Origin of the sequence: Pseudomonas marincola, from assembly GCF_900116605.1 — a bacterium.
Lineage (GTDB): Bacteria > Pseudomonadota > Gammaproteobacteria > Pseudomonadales > Pseudomonadaceae > Aquipseudomonas > Aquipseudomonas marincola.
Map to the genome: position 1 here is coordinate 136,451 of NZ_FPBC01000008.1, position 24,098 is coordinate 160,548.

The following is a 24,098-nucleotide window of genomic DNA, read 5'->3' on the forward strand; positions in this document are numbered from 1 at the left end:
AATCTTTCGCATTATGTTAGCAATTCGCAAGCAGTTGCTGCTTGTTCATCACTTTCAACCAACAAAGGATGTCGTCATGATTCGTCTGCCCCTGGCTTCTGCCAGCCTGCTAGCTATCGCCATTTCCCTCGCCGGTTGTGGCGAAGACAAGGCACCGGCGACCCAGGCCGCTGCCCCGGCTCCAGCCCCAAGCGCCGCCCCGGCAACTCCGGCAGCCACCAGCAAGGTTGATGAGGCTGCTGCCAAGGCAGTGGTCAACCATTACGCCGACATCGCACTCGCTGTTTTCAGTGACGCCGCCAGCACCGGTAAAGAACTGCACGCGGCAATCGACGCATTCCTCGCCGAGCCGACCGATGCCACCCTTAAAGCTGCACGCGAGGCATGGGTTACTGCACGCGCACCGTACATGCAGAGCGAAGTATTCCGTTTCGGCAACCCGGTGGTTGACGACTGGGAAGGCCAGCTGAATGCCTGGCCGCTCGACGAAGGCCTGATCGACTACGTAGCCAAAGACTACCAGCACGCGCTGGGTAACCCGGGCGCAACCGCCAACATCATCGCCAACACTGAAATTCAGGTCGGTGAAGATAAAGTCGACGTGGCTCAGATCACGCCTGAAACATTGGCCAGCCTGAATGAGCTGGGCGGTTCGGAAGCCAACGTTGCGACCGGCTACCACGCCATCGAATTCCTGCTCTGGGGCCAGGACCTGAACGGCACCAATCCAGGTGCTGGCGAGCGTCCTGCTTCCGACTTCATCGTCGGTGAAGGCGCCACTGGTGAGCACAACGAACGCCGCCGCGAATACCTCAAAGCCGCTGCCGATCTGCTGGTCAGCGACCTCGACGAAATGGTTGCCCAGTGGCAGCCAGGCAAGCCGGACAACTATCGCGCCAGCCTTGAGAAAGACAGCGCTGAGAACGGCATGCGTAAAATGTTCTTCGGCATGGGCAGCCTGTCTCTGGGCGAACTGGCCGGTGAGCGCATGAAAGTTTCGCTGGAAGCCAACTCGACTGAAGATGAGCAGGATTGCTTCAGCGACAACACCCACAACGCGCATTTCTATGACGCCAAAGGTATCCGCAACATCTACCTCGGCGAATACAAGAAAGTCGACGGCAGCACACTGACCGGCCCAAGCCTGTCGTCGCTGGTGGAGAAAGTTGATCCGGCAACCGACAAGACCCTGAAAGATGACCTGGCCAACACTGAAGCCAAGTTGCAGGTTATGGTCGACACCGCCGAGAAGGGCGAGAAGTACGACCAAATGATCGCAGCCGAGAATGCTGAAGGTAACCAGATCGTACGCGACGCAATCGCTGCACTGGTCAAGCAGACTGGCGCCATCGAGCAAGCCGCTGGCAAGCTCGGCATCAGCGACCTGAACCCGGATACTGCTGACCACGAGTTCTGATCGGTCCGTATTATCCACAGCCGGCGCGCGTAAAGCCCGCCGGCTTTTTTATGCCTGAAATTGGTTTGGCCGGCGCGACAAATCGCCCCTAATCGTCTTGGTAACGCAAATCGCTCTTATTTAAATTCAGCCAAACTGCTAAGATTGCACGCCCTGTTCAACACGGTTCAGCTGAATGTTGGTCACCCTGCGTCAATCGTTTGCACTGCTAGCCATCGGCCTTTCTCTGGGACTGAGCGGCTGTGACCAAGCACCACAATTCACCCAGGCTGAACCCGGCGAAGCCCTTTCTGGCGGCAGCGCCACCGTGTTCAAAACCGACCACAATGCGTTCTCGCTGCCCTCGGCCAATCTCTCGCCGCTGCGCCGTCTCGACTTCAGCGTGGGCAACAGTTTCTTCCGCAATCCCTGGGTCATCGCCCCGGCCACGACCATTGCCCGTGACGGCCTTGGCCCGCTGTTCAACACCAATGCCTGCCAGAACTGCCACATCAAGGACGGTCGCGGCCATCCGCCTGCCCCGGGAGCAGTCACCGCCACCTCGATGCTGGTACGCCTGTCGATCAGCCCCACGGCGGACCAGGCGGCAATCATCGAACGCATGGGCGTGGTGCCCGAACCAACTTACGGCGGCCAGTTGCAAGACATGGCCAATCCCGGAGTCGCACCTGAAGGCAAGGTTCGAATGAGCTACAGCCATGAACAGGTCAGCTTCGAAGACGGTTTCACGGTCGAGTTACGCAAGCCCTCGTTGCAGATTACCCAGCTCGGCTATGGGCCGATGCATCCCGACACCATGATGTCGGCACGTATTGCCCCGCCGATGATCGGCCTCGGCCTGCTGGAGGCGATTGCCGATAACGACATTCTTGCCAATGCCGACCCGGACGACGCCAACGGTGATGGCATTTCCGGGCGCGCCAATCTGGTGTGGGATGATGTGCAGGGCAAAACCGTGCTGGGCCGTTTCGGCTGGAAAGCCGGTCAACCCTCACTCAATCAGCAAAATGCCCACGCCTTTGCCGGTGACATGGGCCTGACCACCAGCCTGCTTCCCCGCGATGACTGCACCGTGGCGCAGCAGGACTGCCTCGACGCGGTTAACGGTGGCGAGCCTGAGGTCACTGACAAGCTGCTCGGCAGTATTCTGTTCTACAGCCGCAACCTCGCCGTACCGGCGCGTCGCGATGTCGACTCAGCTGAAGTACTGGCCGGCAAGAACCTGTTTTTCCAAGCCGGTTGCCAGGCTTGCCATACACCCGCATTCACCACCCGCAGCGACGCGGCAGAGGCGGAGTTGGCAAATCAGTCTATTCGCCCATACAGTGATCTTTTGCTGCACGACATGGGCCCGGGCCTGGCGGATAACCGCCCGGAATTTCTCGCCTCTGGAAGTGAATGGCGCACGCCACCACTCTGGGGAATCGGTCTGACCGAAGCCGTTAACGGCCACACCCAGTTTTTACACGATGGCCGCGCGCGCAACCTGCTCGAAGCCATACTCTGGCATGACGGCGAAGCGGCCGATGCCAGGCAACACGTACTGACCTTTTCTGCCGGTGAGCGCGATGCGCTGCTGGCCTTCCTGAACTCGCTGTGAGGAGCTGCGCATGATGCGTTCACCATTCACCATTGCCCTTGCGGGGTTGGCGCTCAGTGCCTGCTCGCAAACCGACCCGCAACAGACCACCAGTGCAGCGTTGACGGAAGGCGTGTTGGTCCCTGGCTACAGCAGCTGGGTTGAAACCAATCGCCAACTGGCCAGCAGCGGCGCGGCGTTCTGCGCCGACCAACAGGATTTGGCCACAGCACGTCAGGCCTTCCTCGGCGCACAAAGCGCTTGGGCGGGTTTGCAGCCGATGTTGGTAGGGCCGATGGGCGAAGGCAATTTGTCGTGGCAGGTGCAGTTCTGGCCCGACAAAAAGAATCTGGTCGCGCGCCAGGTCACGGCACTGCTCAACAAGACGCCGCAAGTCACCCCGGCCATCCTCGACAAATCCAGCGTCGTGGTGCAAGGCCTGACAGCGTATGAATACGTTCTGTATGACACCTCGATTGACCTTAACGACCCGGCGCAGAAGGCACGTTACTGCCCGCTGCTCACCGCCATTGGCGATCATCAGCAGGCCTTATCGACTCACGTGCTGGAGCAATGGCAAGCCGAGGACGGTATTTCGGCGCAACTCAAGACCTTCCCGAATGAGCGTTACGCCGAGCCGACCGAAGCCATCGCCGAACTGTTACGCACCCAGGTCACGGCCATCGACGGCCTGAAGAAAAAGCTCGGCACGCCAATGGGCCGTCAGTCCAAGGGCACCCCGCAGCCGTATCAAGCCGAAGCCTGGCGCAGTAATGCCAGCATGAGCAATGTCTCGGCTACGCTGGCCGGTGCCGAGAAAATCTGGCACGGCGCCAACAACGATGGCATCCAGGCCTTGCTTGGCGATGACAATAAGGCGCTGAAAGACAAGATCGACGCTGCCTATGCCGAGACCCGCGCGCAACTGGCAACGCTGCAACGACCGCTGAGCGAAATGCTCAAGGACGAACAGGGCCGCAAGTCGCTGAACGACTTCTACGAAACCCTGAACATTTTGCACCGCCTGCACGAAGGCGAGCTGGCGCGAACCCTTGGCATCCAACTTGGCTTCAACGCAAACGACGGAGACTGAATGAAACGCAGAGCTTTCCTCGGCCTGGGCGGTTTGGCCCTCGCTGCGACCGCAATGGGTGGCTGGACCCTGATTCACAACGGCCCGCAACCGCTGCTGGTTTCAGCGCGCAATAACGCCGACGGCAAACATTACGCTGTCGGCTATACACTCGACGGCAACGAGGTATTCGCCACGCAGGTGAATGAGCGCTGCCACGATGTCGTGCCGCACCCGCAGTTGCCAATGGCCTTGTTTGTCGGGCGTCGCCCCAGCACCGAGAGCTATCTGATCGACACCCGAACCGGTGAATTGCTGCAGACCCTGACCTCCCCCGCCCAGCGTCACTTCTACGGCCACGGCGCTTTCCATGCCGATGGCCAGTGGCTGTACGCCACCGAAAATGACACCTCAGAGCCGGGCCGCGGGGTGATCAGTGCTTACCGGTTGCAAGGCAAGCAGTTGATCCGCGACCACGAATTGTCCACCCACGGCGTTGGCCCGCATCAATTGCTCTGGCTGCCAGACAACGAAACGCTGGTGGTTGCCAACGGCGGCATCCGCACCGAGGCCGAAAGCCGCGTCGAGATGAACCTCGACTCGATGGAACCCAGCCTGGTGTTGCTCAAGCGCGACGGCACGCTGATCAGCAAAGAGCAGCTGCCAGAGCGCATGAACAGCATCCGCCACCTGGCTATTGCTGCCGACGGCACCATTGTCAGCGGCCAGCAGTACATGGGCGAGGTTACTGATAAGGCGCCACTGGTGGCGATCAAGCGCCCGGGCGAAGCCTTCCAGCCCTTCCCGCTCGGCGAGGAGCAGCGTCTGGTCATGCACCAATACACCGCCAGCGTGGCGATCAACAGTGAGCTGCGCTTGCTGGCCATGACCGCGCCGCGCGGCAATCGGGTGTTTATCTGGGACCTCGACACGGGCGCTGTGCGCCTTGATGCAGCGCTACCGGATTGCGCCGGCGTCGGCGCAGTCGAACAGGGTTTTGTGGTCAGCTCCGGTCAGGGCCGTTGCCGTCTGTACGACTGCCGTCAGCCAAAAATCGCCGTACAACCTCTGCAACTTCCCGCCGGGCTTTGGGACAACCACCTGCGTCTGGCCTGACGCTCGCCTCTCAACATGACCGTCAGTCGGCGCTCGCTGACTGACGGGTCATGCGCATTAAAGAGTCTGGCCTGCCGGCCGACAACTGGGCTCGACCTCTTCGCTACACTTGCAGCGCAACACGGAAGTTAGACCCGCGCCGAAGACTTTGCCTAATTTCCTACCCGAGGCGCATACCATGCCCCTGATGCATTCTTTGCGAGCACAAATCCTGTCGTTGCTTGGCGCCAGCCTGATCCTGATTCTGCTGATCGCGCTGTTCTGCTTCTCGTTCATGTCCAACAGCATGCAAGCCTACCGCGACCTGATTGACGGCCCGCTCCTCTCATCGCGACTGGTGAACGAGGCCAATGTTGAGTTCAAGATTCAAGTGCAGGAATGGAAGAACGTATTGCTACGCGGCAAGAACCCAACGGATCGCGACAAGTACTGGCAGCAGTTTCAGGCTCAGGAAAGCAAGGTTCAGCAAACCCTAAAGCAGCTGGCTCAAGGGGCTAGTGAGCAAGGTGATCCGTCATTGCGCGCGCAAACCGACAAACTCATCAGCGAACACCTGAACATGGGCCAAGCCTATCGTCAGGGTTTTAAGGCGTTCAGTGAGGCCGGCGCCGACCCGGCAGCGGGTGATGCAGCCGTAAAAGGCATCGACCGCGCCGCCAGCGAGCAGATGGATCAACTGGTTGCACAGCTCAGCACAGCCAGCCAGAAACGCTCGCAGTTGATCAGCGATGAAGCCCATCAGACCCTGACGCTGGGCGTCGCCTTCATGCTGATTGCCAGCGTTGTTATCGGCATGGCCTGCCTGTGGTTACTCAACCGCAGCCTGATCAACCCGATCGGCCAACTGGTCGAGTACATCGCCCAGCTCAGCCGGGGCAATTTCGCCAAGCGCGTCGACGCCAGTCGCAAAGACGAACTGGGCAAGCTCGCGGTGGCCGCCAATACCCTGCGTGACTTCCTCGCCGAGACGTTCAGCCAACTGAAATCCAGCACCGGCAATCTCGACAGCGCCAGCAGTGAACTCGGTTCTATCGCCGCGCAGATGTCGCAAGGCACGCGTGACCAGTTCTCGCGCACTGATCAAGTCGCCACCGCCATGCACGAAATGTCGGCAACTTCGCAGGAAGTCGCCCGCCATGCAGGCGAGGCTGCAAATGCCGCCGACGATGCAGATCGCTCAGCGCAGCAAGGCGGTGAAGTGATGCAGGCAACCATTGAAACCATCACCTTGATGAGCCGCGAAATCTCCACCACGGCCGAGGTGACCCGTCAGCTCGAAGACGACTGTGGACGCATCAGCAAGGTGCTTGAAGTCATCCGTGGAATTGCCGAACAAACCAATCTGCTGGCCCTGAACGCAGCAATTGAAGCCGCGCGCGCAGGCGAAGCCGGACGCGGCTTTGCTGTGGTCGCCGATGAAGTGCGCACGCTGGCGCAACGCACGGCCGAGTCTACTGCCGAGATCAATCAGATTATTGATACCGTACAAACCGGCGCAAGCAATGCCGTGCGCGCCATTGAAAATGGCCGTAGCCGCAGCGACCGTGGTCTGGAGCAAGTGATCGAGGCCGGCAGCGCGCTGCAGAACATCACCGCCGCGATTGAAGCCATCCGCGATATGAACCGCCAGATTGCCACGGCGGCAGAAGAGCAAACGGCCGTCGCGGAAGACATATCGCGCAACCTGACCGAAATCACCACCATCGCCAGCGCCAATGAGAAAACCGTGCAGCGCACTGAAAGTGCCAGCCACAACCTGCACCAGTTGTCTGCCGGATTGGGCGAAGTCACCCAACGCCTCAGCGCCTGACCGATAAGCAAGGGGCGCCTGCAACTGCGCGCCCTTTGTGCACAACTGCGCCGAAAACGCTACAACAGCGGTTTAGAAATGCGTAAAGAGTCAGCCTCTTACACATTAACTGGGCGTGTGACGCAACACGAAACCAATTCCTTCAGCCAGGCTTTGACTTGCCTGACGACCGGCACTACTGTTCGTCTTTGGTAATTTTTTCAGGCTGTGCCTGACCTGCCAGGGACGAGAAACATGCTGCTTCGCCGTATGCTCATGATGTTGGGCGCCGTTTTAATCGTTGTACTTGCATTGGGTGGTTACAAGGGCTACTCGATTTATCAGCAGGTTCAGCAATTCTCCAAACCCAAACCTGCCATCAGCATCACGGCTGCCACAGCCGAAAAGCGCCCTTGGCAGCAGCGCTTGGCCGCCATTGGTACGCTCAAGGCGTTTCAAGGCGTCGACCTCACGGTTGAAGTGAGCGGGATCGTGCGCGATGTTCTGTTCACCTCGGGCCAGCACGTCAACAAGGACCAGCCATTGGTGCAACTCAACAACGAAGTTGAGCAGGCCAATCTGGCCACCGCCCAGGCCAACCTCAATCTGGCCCGTGTCGAGTACAACCGCGGCAAGACCCTGGTCGGCCGGCAGAACATCTCGAAAAGCGAATTTGATCGCCTCGCGGCTCAACTGCAAACCTCGCAGGCCAGCGTTGATCAGATCAAAGCCCTGCTCGACAAAAAACGTATTCTGGCGCCATTCAACGGCACCATTGGCGTCCGCCAGATTGATGTGGGTAACTTCCTCGCATCCGGCACCCTGATTGCCACGCTGCAAGACACCTCTCAGCTGTACCTGGACTTCTATTTGCCTGAGCAATCGGTGCCCAAGCTGCATCTCGGTGAAACCGTACAGTTCAAGGTGGCCGCTTACCCGGATGAGCACTTCACCGGTGAGATTGCCGCGATCAACCCCAAAGTCGAAGACACAACCCGCAACGTACTGGTGCGCGCGCAGTTGAAAAACCCCGGCAATAAACTCTTCCCCGGCATGTTTGCCAGCCTCGATGTATTGCTGCCCGAGTCACCGGATCAGGTTCTGCTGCCCGAGACAGCGGTGGTTTATACGTTGTACGGCAACTCGGTCTACGTGATCAGCGAGCAGAAAGATGACGATGGCCAAGTTGTTAACGATGACAACGGCCAGGCCAAACTCGTGGTCGAACGCCGCATCGTCGAGACGGGCGAGCGCCGCGACGGCCAAGTGGTTGTCCTAGACGGGCTTGAACCGGGCGAGCGCGTTGCCGCCACCGGCCAGCTCAAGCTGGATAACGGCGCCCATGTGAGCATTGTCACCGAGCCTGCCAGCAAAGCCACCAAACAATAAAAGCAGCCAAGCACCCAGGGATTTCCGGGTGCTTTACGCATTACGTTTCAGCACGCCGATGCTGATCGAAGGGAAATAGCCATGGCTTTTACCGACCCATTCATACGCCGCCCGGTGCTGGCGACTGTTGTCAGCCTGCTGATCATTCTGCTGGGTTTTCAGGCGTTCAGTAAGCTCACTATCCGTGAATATCCACAACTCGAAAACGCCCTGATTACCGTGACTACGGCTTATCCCGGGGCCAACGCCGAAACGATTCAGGGCTATATCACTCAGCCGCTCCAGCAAAGTCTGGCCAGCGCTGAGGGCATCGATTACATGACGTCGGTGAGCCGGCAGAACTTCTCGATCATCTCAATTTATGCCCGCATCGGCGAAGACAGCGACCGCCTGTTTACCGAGCTGTTGGCCAAGGCCAACGAGGTCAAGAACCAACTGCCACCGGCTGCCGAAGATCCGGTGCTGTCGAAAGAAGCCGCCGACTCTTCGGCGCTGATGTACGTGAGCTTTTACAGTGACGAGCTGAGCAACCCGCAGATTACCGATTACCTGTCGCGGGTGATCCAACCCAAACTCGCCACCCTGCCCGGCATGGCCGAAGCCGAGATTCTTGGAAATCAGGTTTTTGCCATGCGTTTGTGGCTGGACCCGCGCAAAATGGCGGCATTCGGCGTTAGCGCCAAAGACATCAACGATGCCGTGCGCAAGTACAACTATTTGTCTGCGGCGGGCGAGGTCAAGGGCGAGCTGGTGGTCACCAGTATCAATGCCGAAACCGACCTGAAATCGGAAGCTGCGTTTGGAGCGATTCCAGTCAAGACCGAGGGCGACTCGCGGGTGTTGCTGCGTGATGTCGCGCGGGTTGAGATGGGCGCAGAGAACTATGACTCGATCAGCTCGTTTGACGGTATTCCATCGGTTTATATCGGCATCAAAGGCACGCCCAGCGCCAACCCGCTGGATGTGATCAAGGAAGTTCGCAAGGTCATGCCGGAGCTTGCCAAAGAGCTGCCGTCGAACCTCAAAGTGTCGATTGCCTACGACGCCACGCAGTTCATTCAGGCCTCGATTGATGAGGTGGTGAAAACCCTCGGCGAAGCCGTGATCATTGTGGTGATCGTGGTCTTCCTGTTCCTGGGCGCGCTGCGCTCGGTATTGATTCCCGTAGTGACCATTCCCCTGTCGATGATCGGCGTGTTGTTCTTCATGCAACTGATGGGCTACTCGATCAACCTGCTGACATTGCTGGCCATGGTGCTGGCGATTGGCTTGGTGGTGGACGATGCGATTGTGGTGGTGGAAAACATTCACCGCCATCTCGAAGAGGGCAAAAGCCCGCACGATGCGGCGATAGAAGGCGCCAGAGAAATTGCCGTGCCGGTCATTTCAATGACCATCACGCTGGCGGCGGTGTACGCGCCAATCGGTTTTCTTGAGGGCCTTACCGGGGCACTGTTCAAGGAGTTCGCCCTGACGCTGGCGGGCGCAGTGGTGATCTCGGGTATCGTCGCGCTCACCTTGTCGCCGATGATGTGCTCCAAGCTGCTGCGCCATGAAGAGAACCCGTCCGGCCTTGCCAACAAACTCGACAGTATTTTTGGCGCACTGAAAAGCCGCTATCAACGTGCGCTGCACAGCACACTTGAAACCCGTGCAGTGGTTTTGGTCTTCGCTATTTTGGTGCTCTGCCTGATTCCGGTGCTGCTCAAGTTCACTAAATCAGAACTGGCGCCCGAGGAAGATCAAAGCATCATCTTCATGTTTTCCAACGCCCCGCAGCCGACCAACCTCAATTATCTGAACCAGTACACCGATCAGTTCCTGCCGATTTTCAAGGACATCCCGGAGTACAACTCATGGTTCCAGATTAACGGTTTCAATGGCGTGCAATCCGGTATCGGCGGCTTTCAGCTCAAGCCCTGGGATCAGCGCTCGCGCAGCCAGATGGAGCTTCTACCGGAGCTGCAAGCCAAGCTTGATCAAGTGCCTGGCCTGCAAGTATTCGGCTTCAACCTGCCCTCCTTGCCCGGCACGGGGTCTGGCTTGCCGTTCCAGTTCGTGATCAATACGCCGAACGACTATGAGTCGCTCCTCGCGCTGACCAACACCATCAAGGATCGCGCAGAAAAGTCAGGCAAGTTTGCCTTCCTCGATGTGGATCTGGCGTTCGACAAGCCGGAAGTGGTGGTCGAGATTGACCGCGAAAAAGCCGCGCAAATGGGCGTCTCCATGGAGGACATCGGCGTTACTCTGTCCAGCCTGTTGGGTGAAGGTGAAATCAACCGTTTCACCATCGAAGGCCGCAGCTACAAGGTGATCGCGCAGGTGGAGCGCGAATTCCGTGACAGTGAAGTGTGGCTGAACAATTACTACGTGAAGAACGCCAAAGGCCAGATGCTGCCCTTGTCGACACTAGTGACCGTGAGTGATCGGGCGCGGCCGACCCAGCTTAACCAGTTCCAGCAGCTCAACTCGGCGATTATTCAGGGCTTCCCGATGGTGAGCATGGGCGAGGCCATCGACACGGTACGCCAGATCGCCGAGGAAGAAGCTCCGCCCGGCTATACATTCGACTACGCCGGCTCTTCGCGCCAGTTCATACAGGAAGGCAACGCGCTATACGCAACATTCGCCTTGGCACTGGCGCTGATCTTTCTGGTATTGGCCGCGCAGTTTGAGAGCTTCCGCGATCCGCTGGTGATCATGGTGACCGTACCGCTGTCGATCTGCGGCGCGCTGATTCCGCTGTTCCTGGGCTTTTCAAGTATGAATATTTATACCCAGGTCGGCCTCGTGACCCTGATTGGTCTGATTACCAAGCACGGTATTCTGATTGTCGAGTTCGCCAACCAACTGCGCCGCGAGCAAGGCTTGAATCGTCGTCAGGCTATCGAGGAAGCCGCAGCGATACGCTTACGACCCGTATTGATGACCACTGCCGCGATGGTATTCGGCATGGTGCCGCTGCTTTTAGCCACCGGCGCTGGTGCGGTTAGTCGTTTTGATATCGGCTTGGTCATCGCCACCGGCATGTCGGTGGGCACCCTGTTCACGCTGTTCGTGCTGCCGTGTGTGTACAGCTATCTGGCAACGCCAGATGCACACAGCAATGAAGTGAGCGCCTGAGCTGACTGGGCTGCGGGGTAATTCACTCTTACCCCGCAGCGCAGCGTTTGGCGCGGATCAGCTTACTTCTTGCGCAACACATAAACCCGCCACATGGCGTACCCGGGCAAGAAGTCCAACTTATCCTGAACGGTAAAACCTGCTGCCCTGAACTCAGCCTCGGCAGTGATTGCCGGCAACACAAAACGGTTTTGCTGAGCCTTCCAACTCGGGTCCTGGTCACGTTTGCGTCCCAGGCGCTTACGCCGCCATGACTTAAAGTTGCCATCGACCCAAAGTGACACGATCACACTGTCACGCGACACCCGGTGCAGTTCGTGAAGCATGGCCATGCGGTGCTCGGCGCTGCCGATGTGATGCAGCAGGCGCATGCAAAACACACTGTCTACCGCCTTGTCAGCCAGGTCGATCGCGAACACTGACGTCTGCATTGTTGTAACACGTGCAACAACATCGGCAGGTTGCGCCTTGCGCGCCGTTGCAAGCATGTCTGACGAGTTGTCGGCGGCGATTATCCTGCGCCCCGGTTGCTCCGCCAGCATGGGCCAGAAGCGCCCGGCACCACAGGGCAAGTCCAGCACCGACTGTGGGTTGCCGGCACGCTCCAGCGCCTTGCGGCCGATGGCAATGTCGCGCTGGTGCGACAAGCGCCGCCACAGGCCCTGCTTGTGTTTGGTTAAATATTGCTGACTGTGCTGCTCATCGTACTTGTCGGAAAACGGCAGCTTGATAGAACGACTCATTGAGGCACTCCCAGAAAATAATCACCTGATTATTCCGGTGCCGCTGTGAAAATCTCATCAAATGGAAATCAACTGAGTGTCAGAACCAGGACCACTGGTCGGCTCAGACTCTTGAGGCGCAGACAGGACGTTTGCGCCTAAACCGTCAGGAGAAAGCAGCGCTGAACTGAATCGTCAGCTCCAGGCAATCAGAGCATGGCGCGCATGGGGCAAACCAAGATGCGCGCCACACCCAACGTATTTAACAGTGGCGCTGCGGGGCTGCTTAGCTGTCGCCGCGCATGGCCTGAGACATGCCAAACATGAACAACAACAGGTCTTTGTCCGGCACCGCAGAGGCGGCTTGACGCACGTGCGGAGGCGCAGGGCAATAGCCCAGGGTGTTTTGGGTCAGGACTTCTGCTTGCGGCTCTTGCCAGGCCGCAAAGGCGGCGGAGGCGACAGCTAGCGCGCCAACCAAAAACACACCTCTAGCAATTTCTAACTTCATATCCGTAACCTCTTGATAGCGCTGCCAAACGCTGTGAATTCACCGTAGATCAAAACTTTGCCACTCATCCAACTAAGCGACGAGTGGTATGACAGTCAACGGCGAGAGCAGCACCTCGTACGAGGCTGGCCTAGCAAATGGATAGCTGTGAACCCATTTCAGCCAGCTAAGTTCAAACTATTTCAGGAATACTCCTACAGACAAAGTAAAAATTGCGTTAAATGGTTCTACCTTCTGACCAACGCGCTGGTGTGCCCGCCGCTTTTTCGCAGGCAATAAAAAACCCCGCGACCAGCGCGGGGTTTTTGTGACGCTAGGTGAGGCTGGCTGTCGGGTAAGAGGCGGCCATTACTGGCTGCCCCTCCCCTAAGAACTGTACGTGCGAGTTTCCCCGCATACAGCTCAAGCCTTTGTAAACCCTCCCACATGGGAGAGCCAGCAGTGAGCTCGCTACTAACCCTCGGGTGGATATGGATCGTTGCCGTAGGAGTCCCGGGCGCGGATCTTACCATCCTGACCATGGATCAGAACTTCACTCTTTTGGTTCTGAGCAATGCTGCGTGCTGCCTCAGAAGCTTCCTGCTGGGTTCTGTGATGCGAGGTATCTTTCGAATTCCCCTCACCACGTACTGCCCAACCATCATCCCTCTTTACAACGTGCTGGTTCTTGCCTGACATGGGACACCACAACATGTTGAGAATGTCCTTGGACCCTAGCAAGCAAAAGACCGAAACACAACATGCACCAAAACAAACTCACCGAAGCACATCATATAGTGGTATCGATGTATGATCACCTTATGGACTGTGCGTGTAGCTGCCGATGACAATTAGGGTGCAGCAACTCCAGATTTTCCAACTCATCCCCGCCTCCCTTGTGCCGTTCAACAATGTGGTGAATGTTCCACCCTGTGTCGAACGTGATTAGCTGCTTGCACCTAGGACAGCGTTTTTTCTGGATGATCCAAAGCTTCAGCGTCTTCCGTTTTCCTTCGTCCGAGTTCCTCCAGGTGTATTCCAATCTTTCCTCGAAGTACATCTCGTCTGCCGGATCGAACGGGTTAGCTTCCGCCCTGATCTTGGTGTGCCGCTTGATCGGGACATCGCTGGCATACAGCAAAGTTTTCAGTTTGCCGCTGGGGTGAAGCCCGGAAAATACCCAGCTGCGTGTTCCCACACGCTTGAAGTACTTTTCCTTGATCCAGCGTTTACAGCGATTCAAATGTCGCCGCCTGCACCATTGCCATAGCAATTTCCAGATCCTGTAATCCACGTAATTGAAGGTCTGCTTAGCGACCACCGGCCGGTGATAGTTGGCCCACCCCCGAATCACAGGGTTGAGCTTATCTATCAATAAACTAGCCGGCAGCGTCTTGTTTCCCTCAATCATTGCCTTAACCTTAACCAGAAATGCCTTCAAGTTCTTGTGGGCTGGCTTTATCAGCAGCTTATCACCGTACTTGCGAACATTCTGACCGAGGAAATCGAACCCATCGGATACGTGCGTGAACAGCGTTTTCTCCACCGCAAGGCTTAACCCCCGCTCGGCCATAAAGGCCTCGACGAGCGGTTTCACCTCGTTTTCCAGCAGCTCTTTCGAGATACCGGTGATGACGAAATCATCTGCATACCGCACATAGTTGACCTTGGTCTTGTAGCTGGCTTTGGTGTTGCGTTGCCCGAATTGGGATTCAAGCACCTTTTCCAAACCATCAAGCGCCATGTTGGCCAACACCGGGGAGATGATGCCTCCTTGCGGAGTCCCCGCCTCGGTTGGGTTCAATAGGCCGGATTCCATATACCCTGCCTTCAACCACCTCCGTAAGACCACCTTGTCCAATGGGATATTGGTGATCAGCCAGTCATGGTTGATATTGTCGAAGCACCCTTTGATATCACCCTCCATGACCCACTGCGCAGAGTGTTTGCGCCCGAGATTGACGAACAATTGCTCGATTGCGTCTGCTGTGGATCGGTAAGGACGAAAACCATAGGAATTTCTGTCGGCTGTGGTTTCAGATACCGGTTCGAGTGCCAGCAGGTATAACGCCTGCATGGCCCTATCCAGCATCGTTGGTATTCCCAGCGGTCGGCGCTGACCATTCGCTTTGGGTATGTAGACCCGTCGCAGTGGCCGGGGCTGGTAACCCGTTCGCTTCAGCCGGAATATGGCTCCCCACTTACCCTCAGGTGTGCTCCAGGTTTCCCCATCGACACCCGGAGTCCTACGACCCCGGTTTTCAGTGACTCGCTTCACTGCCAATGCCTTGGCGGCGAATGAGCGAACCAACATGCGCTGCAGGGCTTTCACCCGACGCCATTGTTGACTCTTAGCTGCCTTCGCGATTCGTACCTGTAGCCCTCTCACCTGTCGATGACTGGTTTCCCAGTCAATCGAATGCCAACTGGCTGTCAGATGGGAGGATGCAGGTACTGCTGTTTCTGCCGTACTCATCTTGCGTTCCTCCAGAAAGATTTCCCGGAAGGCAGCAGACGCACGAGCCCCTTTCGGGGAGTGAGTTCACTGCCCCGTAAGGGATTTCTAGTTGATAGATGCCGCCGGTTAGACCAGCAAACATCACTTCTTGATGGCTTTACACGCCGTTTCGCGATCAAAGACCAGTCGGAAGTCAGCACCGTTTCCAGTCAGGGCATAACCCCTATCCAGTCCATTACAGCCTGGCATTCGCTTTTTCCGACATCCTTTGCCCGCACTTCCATGGGCCTCCCTTGCGGTTAGCTTGCCTCTGCCATAACGGCCAGTGGCGAAAATACGGGTTTACCGAGTTCCATACCTGTCACATGGATGGGTTAGGTCCTGCCTATTCACCGATGACTCAATGTCAGCGTGTCTCCAGATGTAAAAGAGACAACCAGTCATGCACCATTTTGGTCAAAGCCTATCAGCAACTTTGGCTCCATGCGGTTGACGGTGTTTATCAGCAGTTCACTTACGTTGACCATACCAACCAGCCTAGCGTCGCACCCGCGTGTTGCTCGCAGGATTTGCATGGCACCTCACGGCGACCACGCACCACAGACATAGTGGGACTACATTGTCAGGAAGCTTCGCACCCCACCGTTACCAGTGACGCACTATCCCTAGGCTACTTTTGGCTGAACAAAAGGTCTCATGCCCAGACACCTTGCGGTATTCGAGTGAGACAATGACAGATACAGCTTGCGCCCTATAGAGAGCAGCCAAGCACATATCAAACAAGATCCCATGCAGGTGCAGATCCCTTCGGGGATATGCCTCTTGCAGGTAATTTGGGAGTGGGTAACGCTCCAAATTTAAGGCGCACTTACCCTGTATTCGACACCTTGTGGGTGACCGAAACCGGGCTTTAGTGGCCCGGGATCGGGTTTTAATAGTGCTATTTTCTGCGGGGAAGTGGTCACCAAACCATGTTGGTGACCACCAGATGTAGCCCGCTAGGCTAGCTACCTATAGCGACTCTCGTCGCACTACATCATGCCGCCCATGCCACCCATACCGCCCATGCCGCCCATATCAGGCATTGCCGGGGCTTTCTCGTCAGCCACTTCGGCGATCATCGCTTCAGTGGTGATCATCAGGCTGGCGATCGAAGTCGCGGCCTGCAGAGCCGAACGAGTTACTTTGGCCGGATCCAGAATACCCATCTCGATCATGTCGCCGTACTCGCCAGAAGCGGCGTTGTAACCGAAGTTACCGCTGCCCTGCTTAACCTTGTCGACAACAACGCTTGGCTCGTCGCCAGCGTTGGCTACGATCTGACGCAGCGGCGCTTCAACAGCGCGACGCAGCAGAGCGATACCGACGTTCTGGTCGTCGTTGTCGCCTTTCAGTTCGCTGATCGCTTGCAGCGAGCGAACCAGAGCAACACCACCGCCAGGTACCACGCCTTCTTCTACCGCAGCACGGGTTGCGTGCAGGGCGTCTTCAACGCGGGCTTTCTTCTCTTTCATTTCAACTTCGGTACCAGCACCGACTTTGATTACAGCAACACCGCCAGCCAGTTTGGCCAGACGCTCTTGCAGCTTCTCTTTGTCGTAGTCAGAAGTTGTGTCTTCAACTTGCTTGCGGATCTGAGCAACGCGGGCTTCGATATCAACCTGCTGGCCAGCACCGTCGATAACGGTGGTGTTTTCTTTGCTCAGGATTACGCGCTTGGCGTTACCCAGGTGCTCAAGAGTGGCGCTTTCGAGGCTCAGGCCAACTTCTTCAGAGATCACAGTACCGCCAGTCAGGATCGCGATGTCCTGCAGCATGGCCTTACGACGATCGCCAAAACCTGGTGCCTTAACAGCAGCCACTTTAACGATGCCACGCATGTTGTTCACAACCAGAGTCGCCAGGGCTTCGCCTTCAACGTCTTCAGCAACGATCAGCAGCGGACGGCCTGCTTTGGCAACAGCTTCCAGCACCGGCAGCATTTCGCGGATGTTGGAGATTTTCTTGTCGACCAGCAGGATCAGCGGGGTTTCAAGCTCGGCAACCATGGTGTCCGGCTTGTTGATGAAGTAAGGCGACAGGTAGCCACGGTCAAACTGCATGCCTTCTACGACAGACAGTTCGTTTTCCAGGCCCGAACCTTCTTCAACGGTGATCACGCCTTCTTTGCCGACTTTCGCCATGGCTTCAGCAATGATGTCGCCGATGGAGTTGTCGGAGTTAGCCGAGATAGTACCGACCTGAGCGATTGCCTTGGTGTCAGCGCATGGCTTGGACAGGTTCTGCAGCTCTTTAACAATAGCGATGGTCGCTTTGTCGATGCCGCGCTTCAGGTCCATTGGGTTCATGCCAGCAGCGACGGCTTTCAGGCCTTCGTTGACGATAGCCTGAGCCAGAACGGTTGCAGTGGTAGTACCGTCACCGGCTGCGTCGTTTGCCTTGGAAGCAACGTCTTTAACCAGCTGAGCGCCCATGTTTTCGAAGCGATCTTTCAGCTCGATTTCTTTAGCAACAGAAACGCCGTCTTTGGTGATGGTCGGCGCGCCGAAGCTCTTTTCCAGAACAACGTTACGGCCTTTCGGGCCCAGAGTTGCTTTAACAGCGTCAGCCAGGACGTTTACACCGGCGAGCATTTTTTTGCGAGCAGAGTCGCCGAACTTAACTTCTTTAGCAGCCATGGAAATTGATCCTCAATTCTTGACAGTTAAACGGAATTTCGCGGGAATCAGGCTTCGACAACAGCGAGGATTTCGCTTTCGCCCATAACCAGCAGGTCTTCGCCGTCAACTTTGACGGTGTTGCTGCCTGAGTAAGGGCCGAACACAACCTTGTCACCTACTTTAACGGCCAGCGCGCGAACTTCACCGCTGTCCAGTACGCGACCGGTGCCAACAGCAACAATTACGCCCTGGTTTGGCTTCTCAGCGGCAGAACCCGGCAACACGATGCCGCCAGCAGTTTTAGTTTCTTCTTCGCTGCGACGAATCACTACGCGGTCATGCAGAGGACGAAGCTTCATTGTCGATCTCTCCCAATATGGTGTTTTTACTACCGGTGTCTTCACCGGTGGGTTAGCAAAGTCCGGCGGTGCCGGTTGCGTCATGCCTTGCATGACGCGGAAGTCTGTTCTGTCAGGTGACAGAAAACCTTGCGGTATCAGCAACATGTGGGCACGCAAGGCGAATTCAAGGGCAAGCGATAATTTTTTTTGCAGAAATGGGCGAAATCCGCCGAGAGGTACGACAAACGCTCTACACCGCGTATCACGCAGGCTTAGCGCATAAAAAAAGCCCACGCAGAACGTGGGCTAGGTACTTGAGTCAGAGTGATCAATCCTTCACTCGCGGCGTTCGTATTCGCCTTCAAGTACATGGGGATGAGTTTGCCCGCTGCGCGCCGCCATATCGTCGGCAAATGCACGCTGGCGTTCGGCCTGCTCCTGAGCGCGGGCCCGCAGACGACCGACCAGCATTTTGCGGGTGAAAGGAATAAGGCAGAACAGCGCAATCACGTCACTGATAAAGCCGGGCAACAGGAACAGTCCACCGGCGACGGCAATCAGCACGCCTTCCAGCACTTCCTGATCAGGCATCTCGCCACGGGCCATTTTCTCGCGGGCACGCCACGCGGTGGTCACACCAGCAATGCGCATCAGGAAGATGCCGAGTATCCCGGATGCAACGAGCAGCAAGATGGTCGAGAGCGCTCCAAGGGCGCCACCGACTTTGATCAAGATCGCTAACTCGATCAACGGGAAGAGCAAAAACAAAAACATAAACGCTCGCATCAAAGATTCCTTTACGGAAGATCAGCTTCCAATACAGATGAAGTATGGGCCGATGCGCTTAATTCAAGCTTAAGCATGACTTTAGGCTGGCCATTGGTCAGCGTGTGCCAGCGCCACCAAGGCCTGGCGTACTGCTCCAGGACTGTTACAGGATGTTTGGAAGCCCAGCCAATGGATGCTTTGACCGATGCGCAAATGAAAACCTTCGGGGTCTATGCCGACCATTTGAGCAGGTTGGCCAGCCGGTAAACCTGCCAGTTGCACGTAGTGAGCAATCGCCTTGGCGTGGTCACTGTTCATATGTTCGATCATGCCGGCTTCAATGTCGCCACAAAATGGATTGGCTTCAGCCACTTCGTCGAGCCAGTGGATCGCGCCAAAGCCACCGATGAAACGCCAGCGCACAGGTTGCAAGCGCCAAAAATCAAAATCATGCGCCTGATGATAACCCTGCGACTCAGGAAAATAGCGGTAGTAGCGTGCAGCCGCCGCGGCTATTGCGGTTTCATCTTCGATGCGCACCGCTTCGCTCAACAGCGTGAGACGCCCCACGGCCTGCACATCTTCAGCGCCCCGCTCACCCACCAGCAGCGAGCATTTAGGGTCCATCTGCAGATTATGCGTGTGCTGCGCAATGCGGCTGATGAGGATCAACGGCTCGCCCTGAGCATTCAGGCAATATGGCACCACTGAGCCGAAAGGGAAGCCTGGCATGGCTTTAGAATGGGTAGAAAGCACCCCACGGTATTCCTTGAGAAGCAATTCTCGGGCATGCTTACGGGCTTTCACGCTCACTAAATGACTCCTCGCGTAGAATTCGTCACAAACGGACAGGTGCATAGAATAACGGTTCGACAGCATCCGCGGGACAAACCATCCACCTTGAGGGTAAATACGCTATGCAGCTGCAAGATAAAGTCATCATCATCACTGGCGGTTGCCAGGGCCTGGGCCGTTCCATGGGTGAGTACTTTGCCGCACGCGGTGCCAAGCTGGCACTGGTCGATCTCAACCAGGAAAAACTCGGCGATGCAGTAGCGGCGTGCAAGGCACTCGGCGGCGACGCGCGTTCCTACCTGTGCAACGTAGCCAACGAAGAACAGGTTACGCACATGGTCGCCCAAGTGGCCGAAGATTTCGGCGCCATCAATGGCCTGGTCAACAATGCGGGTATTTTGCGTGACGGCCTGACCATCAAAGTTAAAGATGGCGAAATGACCAAGATGAGCTTAGCCCAATGGCAAGCCGTGATCGACGTCAACCTGACTGGCGTGTTCCTTTGCACCCGTGAAGTGGCTGCGAAGATGATCGAGCTGAAAAATCAGGGCGCTATCGTCAACATCTCGTCGATTTCCCGCGCCGGTAACATGGGCCAGGCCAACTACTCGGCGGCTAAAGCCGGTGTCGCGGCGGACACCGTAGTTTGGGCCAAAGAACTTGCCCGTTACGGCATCCGCGTGGGCGGCGTAGCGCCAGGTTTCATCGAAACCGAAATGGTTGCCAGCATGAAGCCGGAAGCCCTTGAGAAAATGACGTCGGGTATTCCGCTGCGCCGTCTGGGCAAGCCTGACGAGATCGCCCACTCGGTGGCTTACATTTTCGAGAACGACTACTACACCGGTCGTATTCTTGAACTTGATGGCGGCCTGCGTTTGTAATCGCCAGCCACAAAAAAAGAAGCCCTGCACATGCAGGGCTTCTTTTTTTCAGGCGTTAAGGACCATCACCAGCCTACGCCGAAGCCCAGGGTATAGCGCGAGTCATCGATCTCGCCTTCGTTGCCGTTTACCAGCTCACGCTCGGCTTTGAGGTTGAGCGACGCCCAGTCGGTCACTTTGTAGCGCAAGCCTATTTCGGCATCCAGCGAGAAGTCGCCGACATTGCCCAGCGGCTTACCGATTTCGCCATTGGTGAAGAACTCGACGGCCTTGCCCAGCAGATAGCGGTTGTAATCCCACTTGGCGCTCAGCGCATAGAAATTATCGTGCTCGCCATTGGTGTAATCGTAAGCCGTGCGGCTGAGCAGCCCCGCCACCGAGAACGCGCCCAACTCGTCATCCCAGAACTGGTAACCGGGACCGGTACCGTAGTTGCGCTGGCGCTCCAACTCTTCGACTTTATCGCGCTTGTATTCGAGACGCCCTTGCCAGAACCAGTGCTCATCAATGAAGCGGTCGAGTGCATATTCACCGTCCCAGTTGTCAGTCGTCACCAGATCATTGGTCAACTCACGGTGATAACCCGCCGTTGCGTTGTGCCGCCAGTTGCCATGGCGCGCCTTGGTTTTCAGGTCGATGTCGTAATCATCGGTGTCGCTTTCCGAACGTTCATAATCCAGGCCCGCATCGATGTTGCCGCGCCAGGTAAAATCCTCGATAACCGGCTTGGGTTTCATGATTTGCTGGATGCTCGCCAGCTCAATCGCCCGGGGCGCTTCACCGTTGACCAGAATCACTTTGCCGGACGGGCCTCTGCGCAGTGACTTGGCGCGCTCACCCACCACCGCGTCTTCCTTGATGAGCAACTCCTGGTCGCTCTCAAGCGTGGCAACTTTGTTCCATGCAATGGGAATTGAACCGCCGAATTCAGTTTGAATCAGCAGTTTTGCGCCATCGAAAAATCTGATTTGGCCACTGACCCGATCACCGTTGGTTAGCCAGACGGTATCGGCGAAGGCTGGAATTGCAGCAAAAGAGGCACTGAGCAGGAGCAGGGTTCTAGAAAGCATGGGAAAGTTACTACGTATTTTTCAGGCGAAGCCGACCATTATGAAGCAAGTCAGCTACTGGAAGCATAAAGACCGACACCAATCGCCCAAGTTCAGATAAAACGCTTACCTGAATCGCTTTTTAGCGAGCAAAACCGCCCACAACGCCCCTGCCAGAGCGCCTGCCAGTAAAATCCCCAGAAATGCCAAACACGCGGATTAGAAATGCAACCAGACTAGCGCTGCAGTGCGCCAGATTATCCGCCGTTCACGGCAAAAAAATTCACCACGCCACCCCAAGACCGATCAGGAAATGCTCATCTGAATTACGCTGACCTTCGGCCTCAATCTGATCCAACTCGTACAACAGTGATACCCGCGCCCAATCATTCACCCGATAGCGCAGGCCAAACTCGCTCTCCAGCACATAGTCAATGTCACTGATCTGCGGCACCTGCAGTTCAGCCGTGCTGTAAAACTCAAAGCGGGTTCCCCAGAGCAGGCGCTTGAAGTCCCAGGCCAGCGAGAGCGTGCGAAAGCTCAGATCGCCCCCTTCGTATTCAAACTCGACATCGTTGACCTGGCCAATCAGATCGAAGCGCCCTAACGTGTCATCCCAGAACCGATAACCCGGCCCGGTACCAATAATCCGCGCCCTGTCGATGAACTCCAGATGATCGACTTGCCACTCGCCGCCCGTTCGCCAAAACCAGTGCTGGGTGAAGAAGCGGTCAATGTCGTATTCGGCAGTCCAGTTATCGTCAGTGACCGTGCCATTCTCGGTTTCACGTTCGTACTCGCCGTTCGCCACATGCCGCCAGCGGCCATGCTCAAGACGCGTATCGCCTTTGAGGCGAAACTCGTCGGAGTCGTCGTCTTTGCGCTCCATGTCGAGTTTGGCGTCGAGATTGCCTTCCCAGACCACATCGCGCAGCAACTCACGCGCAGGCACGATGCGGGTAACGCTGGCAAGCGGCACGGTTTTAGTCGTGCCATTGACGATCCGCACCATGCCTTTACCGGCCGCCGACAACCGCTGCGTGTGCTGACTGTCCAAACCCTCCTGACGCAGCAGTAACGGCTTCTCGGCGCTTAAGGTATCGATATCTTTCCAGTCGATAAGCACTTGGCCGGCATATTTGGTTTTCAATGCCAGTTTGCCGCCATCAAGCAGAACAATGTTGCCGGTGATCCGATCACCGTTATTCAGCCACACCGTATCGGCCCAGAGCGGCCCAGCAAGCCCTAGCAGGATCGCAAGCAAAACGCTGCGCAGCCCCATGATTGATCACCGTACATTGAGTTGCCTTTTTATAGCCGCCAGCATGCCGTCGTACGATGAGTACGGCAAGCTACAGGAAAGTGATGATCAGCAGAGGTAACACAACGGACTACGACTGAGCTTGCGCAACCCGAACACTCGCTGCCTTGCAAACGCGCAGCGCAGCCGCTACCACGCCACGCCAACGCCGATCAGGTAGCGCCGGTCCGAGTCCAGCACACCCTGGCCACGTGTCTGATCCAGCTCATACAGCAGCGACAAGCGCGCCCAGCTATTAAGGCTGTAGCGCAAACCCACTTCGCCATCTATTACGTAGTCGACTTCATCAATCATCGGCAGGTGAGTTTCTGCACTGGTGTAGAACTCCAGCCGCGTGCCCCAGATCAGGCGCTTATAGTCCCAGGCGATGGAAAGGCTGTTGAATTCGAGGTCATCAACCTCAGAGCGATACTTGATCCGGTTGATCTGGGTAATCAGATCGAAGCGACCCAATTCGTTGTCCCAAAAGCGGTAGCCGGGACCGGTGCCGAGAATGGTCTGGCGCCGCACAAAATCAAAGGCATCCTGCTCATGTTCGACACCTGTGCGCAAAAACCAGTGGTTGGTGAAAAACCGGTCAATGTCATATTCGAGCTGCCAGTTATCATCAACCACTATGTCATTCTTGGTTTCGTGTTCGAACTCGCCATTAAAAACATGCCGCCAGCGGCCATATTCGATGCGCGAGTCGGCCCTGAAGTTGAACTCGTCGGAGCGATCCTCGTTGCGTTCAAGGTCGAGTTTGGCATCGAGATTACCCTCCCAAACCGCATCCCGCACGATCTTGCGTGGATGCACCATGCGGGTAATGCTGGCTAACGGCACGGTGGTTGTCTTGCCGCCCGGCTCATCGTGCACAACACGCACCATGCCTTTGCCGGCAGCCAGCAACTGATTGCTGCGATTGCTGTCCAAACCATCACGGCGCAGCATTAAGGGTTTATCGGCGCGAAGGGTGTCGATATTTTTCCAATCAATGAGCACCTGGCCGGCGTATTTGGTTTTTAATGCCAGTTTGCCGCCATCCAGCAGGACAATATCGCCGGTAATACGGTCACCATTGTTCAACCAGACCGTGTCCGCCAACGCCGGCACCATCCATGCGAGGACTGAACTCATTAACAA

General features: G+C 56.7%; 19 protein-coding genes and 1 pseudogene. 9 read left to right on the forward strand and 11 right to left on the reverse strand.

Translation table 11 applies throughout. The features are described 5' to 3' along the window. Positions 1 to 76 precede the first annotated feature (76 nt). The 8 genes and pseudogenes from BM395_RS14390 (at position 77) to BM395_RS14420 (ending at position 11,488) form a co-directional block, all read left to right on the forward strand. Positions 77 to 1,417, forward strand: a complete 1,341-nt coding sequence (locus tag BM395_RS14390; protein WP_090513187.1) for an imelysin family protein — start codon at positions 77 to 79, stop codon at positions 1,415 to 1,417. A 175-nt stretch (positions 1,418 to 1,592) separates the two neighbouring features. After that, a complete protein-coding gene (locus BM395_RS14395) occupies positions 1,593 to 3,017 on the forward strand; it encodes a di-heme oxidoreductase family protein (RefSeq protein ID WP_090512995.1) in 1,425 nt (474 codons plus the stop codon). Positions 3,018 to 3,027: 10 nt separating this feature from the next. Further along, entirely contained in the window at positions 3,028 to 4,089 is a 1,062-nt protein-coding gene (locus BM395_RS14400; RefSeq protein ID WP_090512998.1) for an imelysin family protein, read from the forward strand. Next, a complete protein-coding gene (locus BM395_RS14405; protein ID WP_090513001.1) occupies positions 4,090 to 5,184 on the forward strand; it encodes a DUF1513 domain-containing protein in 1,095 nt (364 codons plus the stop codon). A gap of 793 nt (positions 5,185 to 5,977) precedes the next feature. Further along, positions 5,978 to 6,061: pseudogene (locus BM395_RS23855) on the forward strand (hypothetical protein); the annotation flags it as partial. A gap of 228 nt (positions 6,062 to 6,289) precedes the next feature. Beyond that, entirely contained in the window at positions 6,290 to 6,994 is a 705-nt protein-coding gene (locus BM395_RS23860) for a methyl-accepting chemotaxis protein (RefSeq protein ID WP_425287622.1), read from the forward strand. Positions 6,995 to 7,228: 234 nt separating this feature from the next. After that, positions 7,229 to 8,362, forward strand: coding sequence for an efflux RND transporter periplasmic adaptor subunit (locus tag BM395_RS14415; RefSeq protein WP_090513007.1), 1,134 nt, complete (start codon positions 7,229 to 7,231; stop codon positions 8,360 to 8,362). Between the two features lie 81 nt (positions 8,363 to 8,443). Continuing rightward, positions 8,444 to 11,488 (forward strand): multidrug efflux RND transporter permease subunit, encoded by a 3,045-nt coding sequence (locus BM395_RS14420; RefSeq protein WP_090513009.1) that lies wholly within the window; start codon positions 8,444 to 8,446, stop codon positions 11,486 to 11,488. A gap of 62 nt (positions 11,489 to 11,550) precedes the next feature. On the opposite strand, the gene BM395_RS14425 is transcribed toward BM395_RS14420, so the two are convergent. The 8 genes from BM395_RS14425 to BM395_RS14460 form a co-directional block, all read right to left on the reverse strand. Then, positions 11,551 to 12,231 (reverse strand): class I SAM-dependent methyltransferase, encoded by a 681-nt coding sequence (locus BM395_RS14425; RefSeq protein WP_090513012.1) that lies wholly within the window; start codon positions 12,229 to 12,231, stop codon positions 11,551 to 11,553. Between the two features lie 265 nt (positions 12,232 to 12,496). Further along, positions 12,497 to 12,721, reverse strand: a complete 225-nt coding sequence (locus tag BM395_RS14430; protein ID WP_069897835.1) for a hypothetical protein — start codon at positions 12,719 to 12,721, stop codon at positions 12,497 to 12,499. 453 nt (positions 12,722 to 13,174) lie between these two features. After that, positions 13,175 to 13,399 (reverse strand): DUF2188 domain-containing protein, encoded by a 225-nt coding sequence (locus BM395_RS14435; protein ID WP_090513189.1) that lies wholly within the window; start codon positions 13,397 to 13,399, stop codon positions 13,175 to 13,177. A 115-nt stretch (positions 13,400 to 13,514) separates the two neighbouring features. Continuing rightward, a complete protein-coding gene (gene ltrA, locus BM395_RS14440) occupies positions 13,515 to 15,176 on the reverse strand; it encodes a group II intron reverse transcriptase/maturase (protein WP_090513014.1) in 1,662 nt (553 codons plus the stop codon). A gap of 1,013 nt (positions 15,177 to 16,189) precedes the next feature. Then, positions 16,190 to 17,836 (reverse strand): chaperonin GroEL, encoded by a 1,647-nt coding sequence (gene groL / locus BM395_RS14445; protein ID WP_069897836.1) that lies wholly within the window; start codon positions 17,834 to 17,836, stop codon positions 16,190 to 16,192. A 47-nt stretch (positions 17,837 to 17,883) separates the two neighbouring features. Next, on the reverse strand, positions 17,884 to 18,177 hold the full coding sequence (locus BM395_RS14450) for a co-chaperone GroES (RefSeq protein ID WP_069897837.1): 294 nt from the start codon (positions 18,175 to 18,177) through the stop codon (positions 17,884 to 17,886). Between the two features lie 318 nt (positions 18,178 to 18,495). After that, positions 18,496 to 18,945: an FxsA family protein gene (locus BM395_RS14455; protein WP_090513017.1), complete on the reverse strand. Its 450-nt coding sequence runs from the start codon at positions 18,943 to 18,945 to the stop codon at positions 18,496 to 18,498. A gap of 81 nt (positions 18,946 to 19,026) precedes the next feature. After that, positions 19,027 to 19,740: a HugZ family pyridoxamine 5'-phosphate oxidase gene (locus BM395_RS14460; RefSeq protein WP_090513020.1), complete on the reverse strand. Its 714-nt coding sequence runs from the start codon at positions 19,738 to 19,740 to the stop codon at positions 19,027 to 19,029. A 104-nt stretch (positions 19,741 to 19,844) separates the two neighbouring features. Between BM395_RS14460 and BM395_RS14465 the strand changes: the two genes are divergently transcribed. Beyond that, entirely contained in the window at positions 19,845 to 20,603 is a 759-nt protein-coding gene (locus BM395_RS14465) for an SDR family oxidoreductase (RefSeq protein WP_090513023.1), read from the forward strand. A 65-nt stretch (positions 20,604 to 20,668) separates the two neighbouring features. Here the strand turns inward: BM395_RS14465 and BM395_RS14470 are convergent, their stop codons facing one another. The 3 genes from BM395_RS14470 to BM395_RS14480 all read right to left on the reverse strand — a co-directional run bounded on the left by BM395_RS14470 (position 20,669) and on the right by BM395_RS14480 (position 24,092). Then, positions 20,669 to 21,673, reverse strand: a complete 1,005-nt coding sequence (locus BM395_RS14470) for a DUF481 domain-containing protein (protein ID WP_069897841.1) — start codon at positions 21,671 to 21,673, stop codon at positions 20,669 to 20,671. A 262-nt stretch (positions 21,674 to 21,935) separates the two neighbouring features. Beyond that, complete coding sequence (locus BM395_RS14475) at positions 21,936 to 22,934, reverse strand: DUF481 domain-containing protein (protein ID WP_090513026.1); 999 nt, start codon at positions 22,932 to 22,934, stop codon at positions 21,936 to 21,938. Positions 22,935 to 23,102: 168 nt separating this feature from the next. Then, a complete protein-coding gene (locus tag BM395_RS14480) occupies positions 23,103 to 24,092 on the reverse strand; it encodes a DUF481 domain-containing protein (RefSeq protein WP_090513192.1) in 990 nt (329 codons plus the stop codon). Between the last annotated feature and the right edge of the window lie 6 nt (positions 24,093 to 24,098).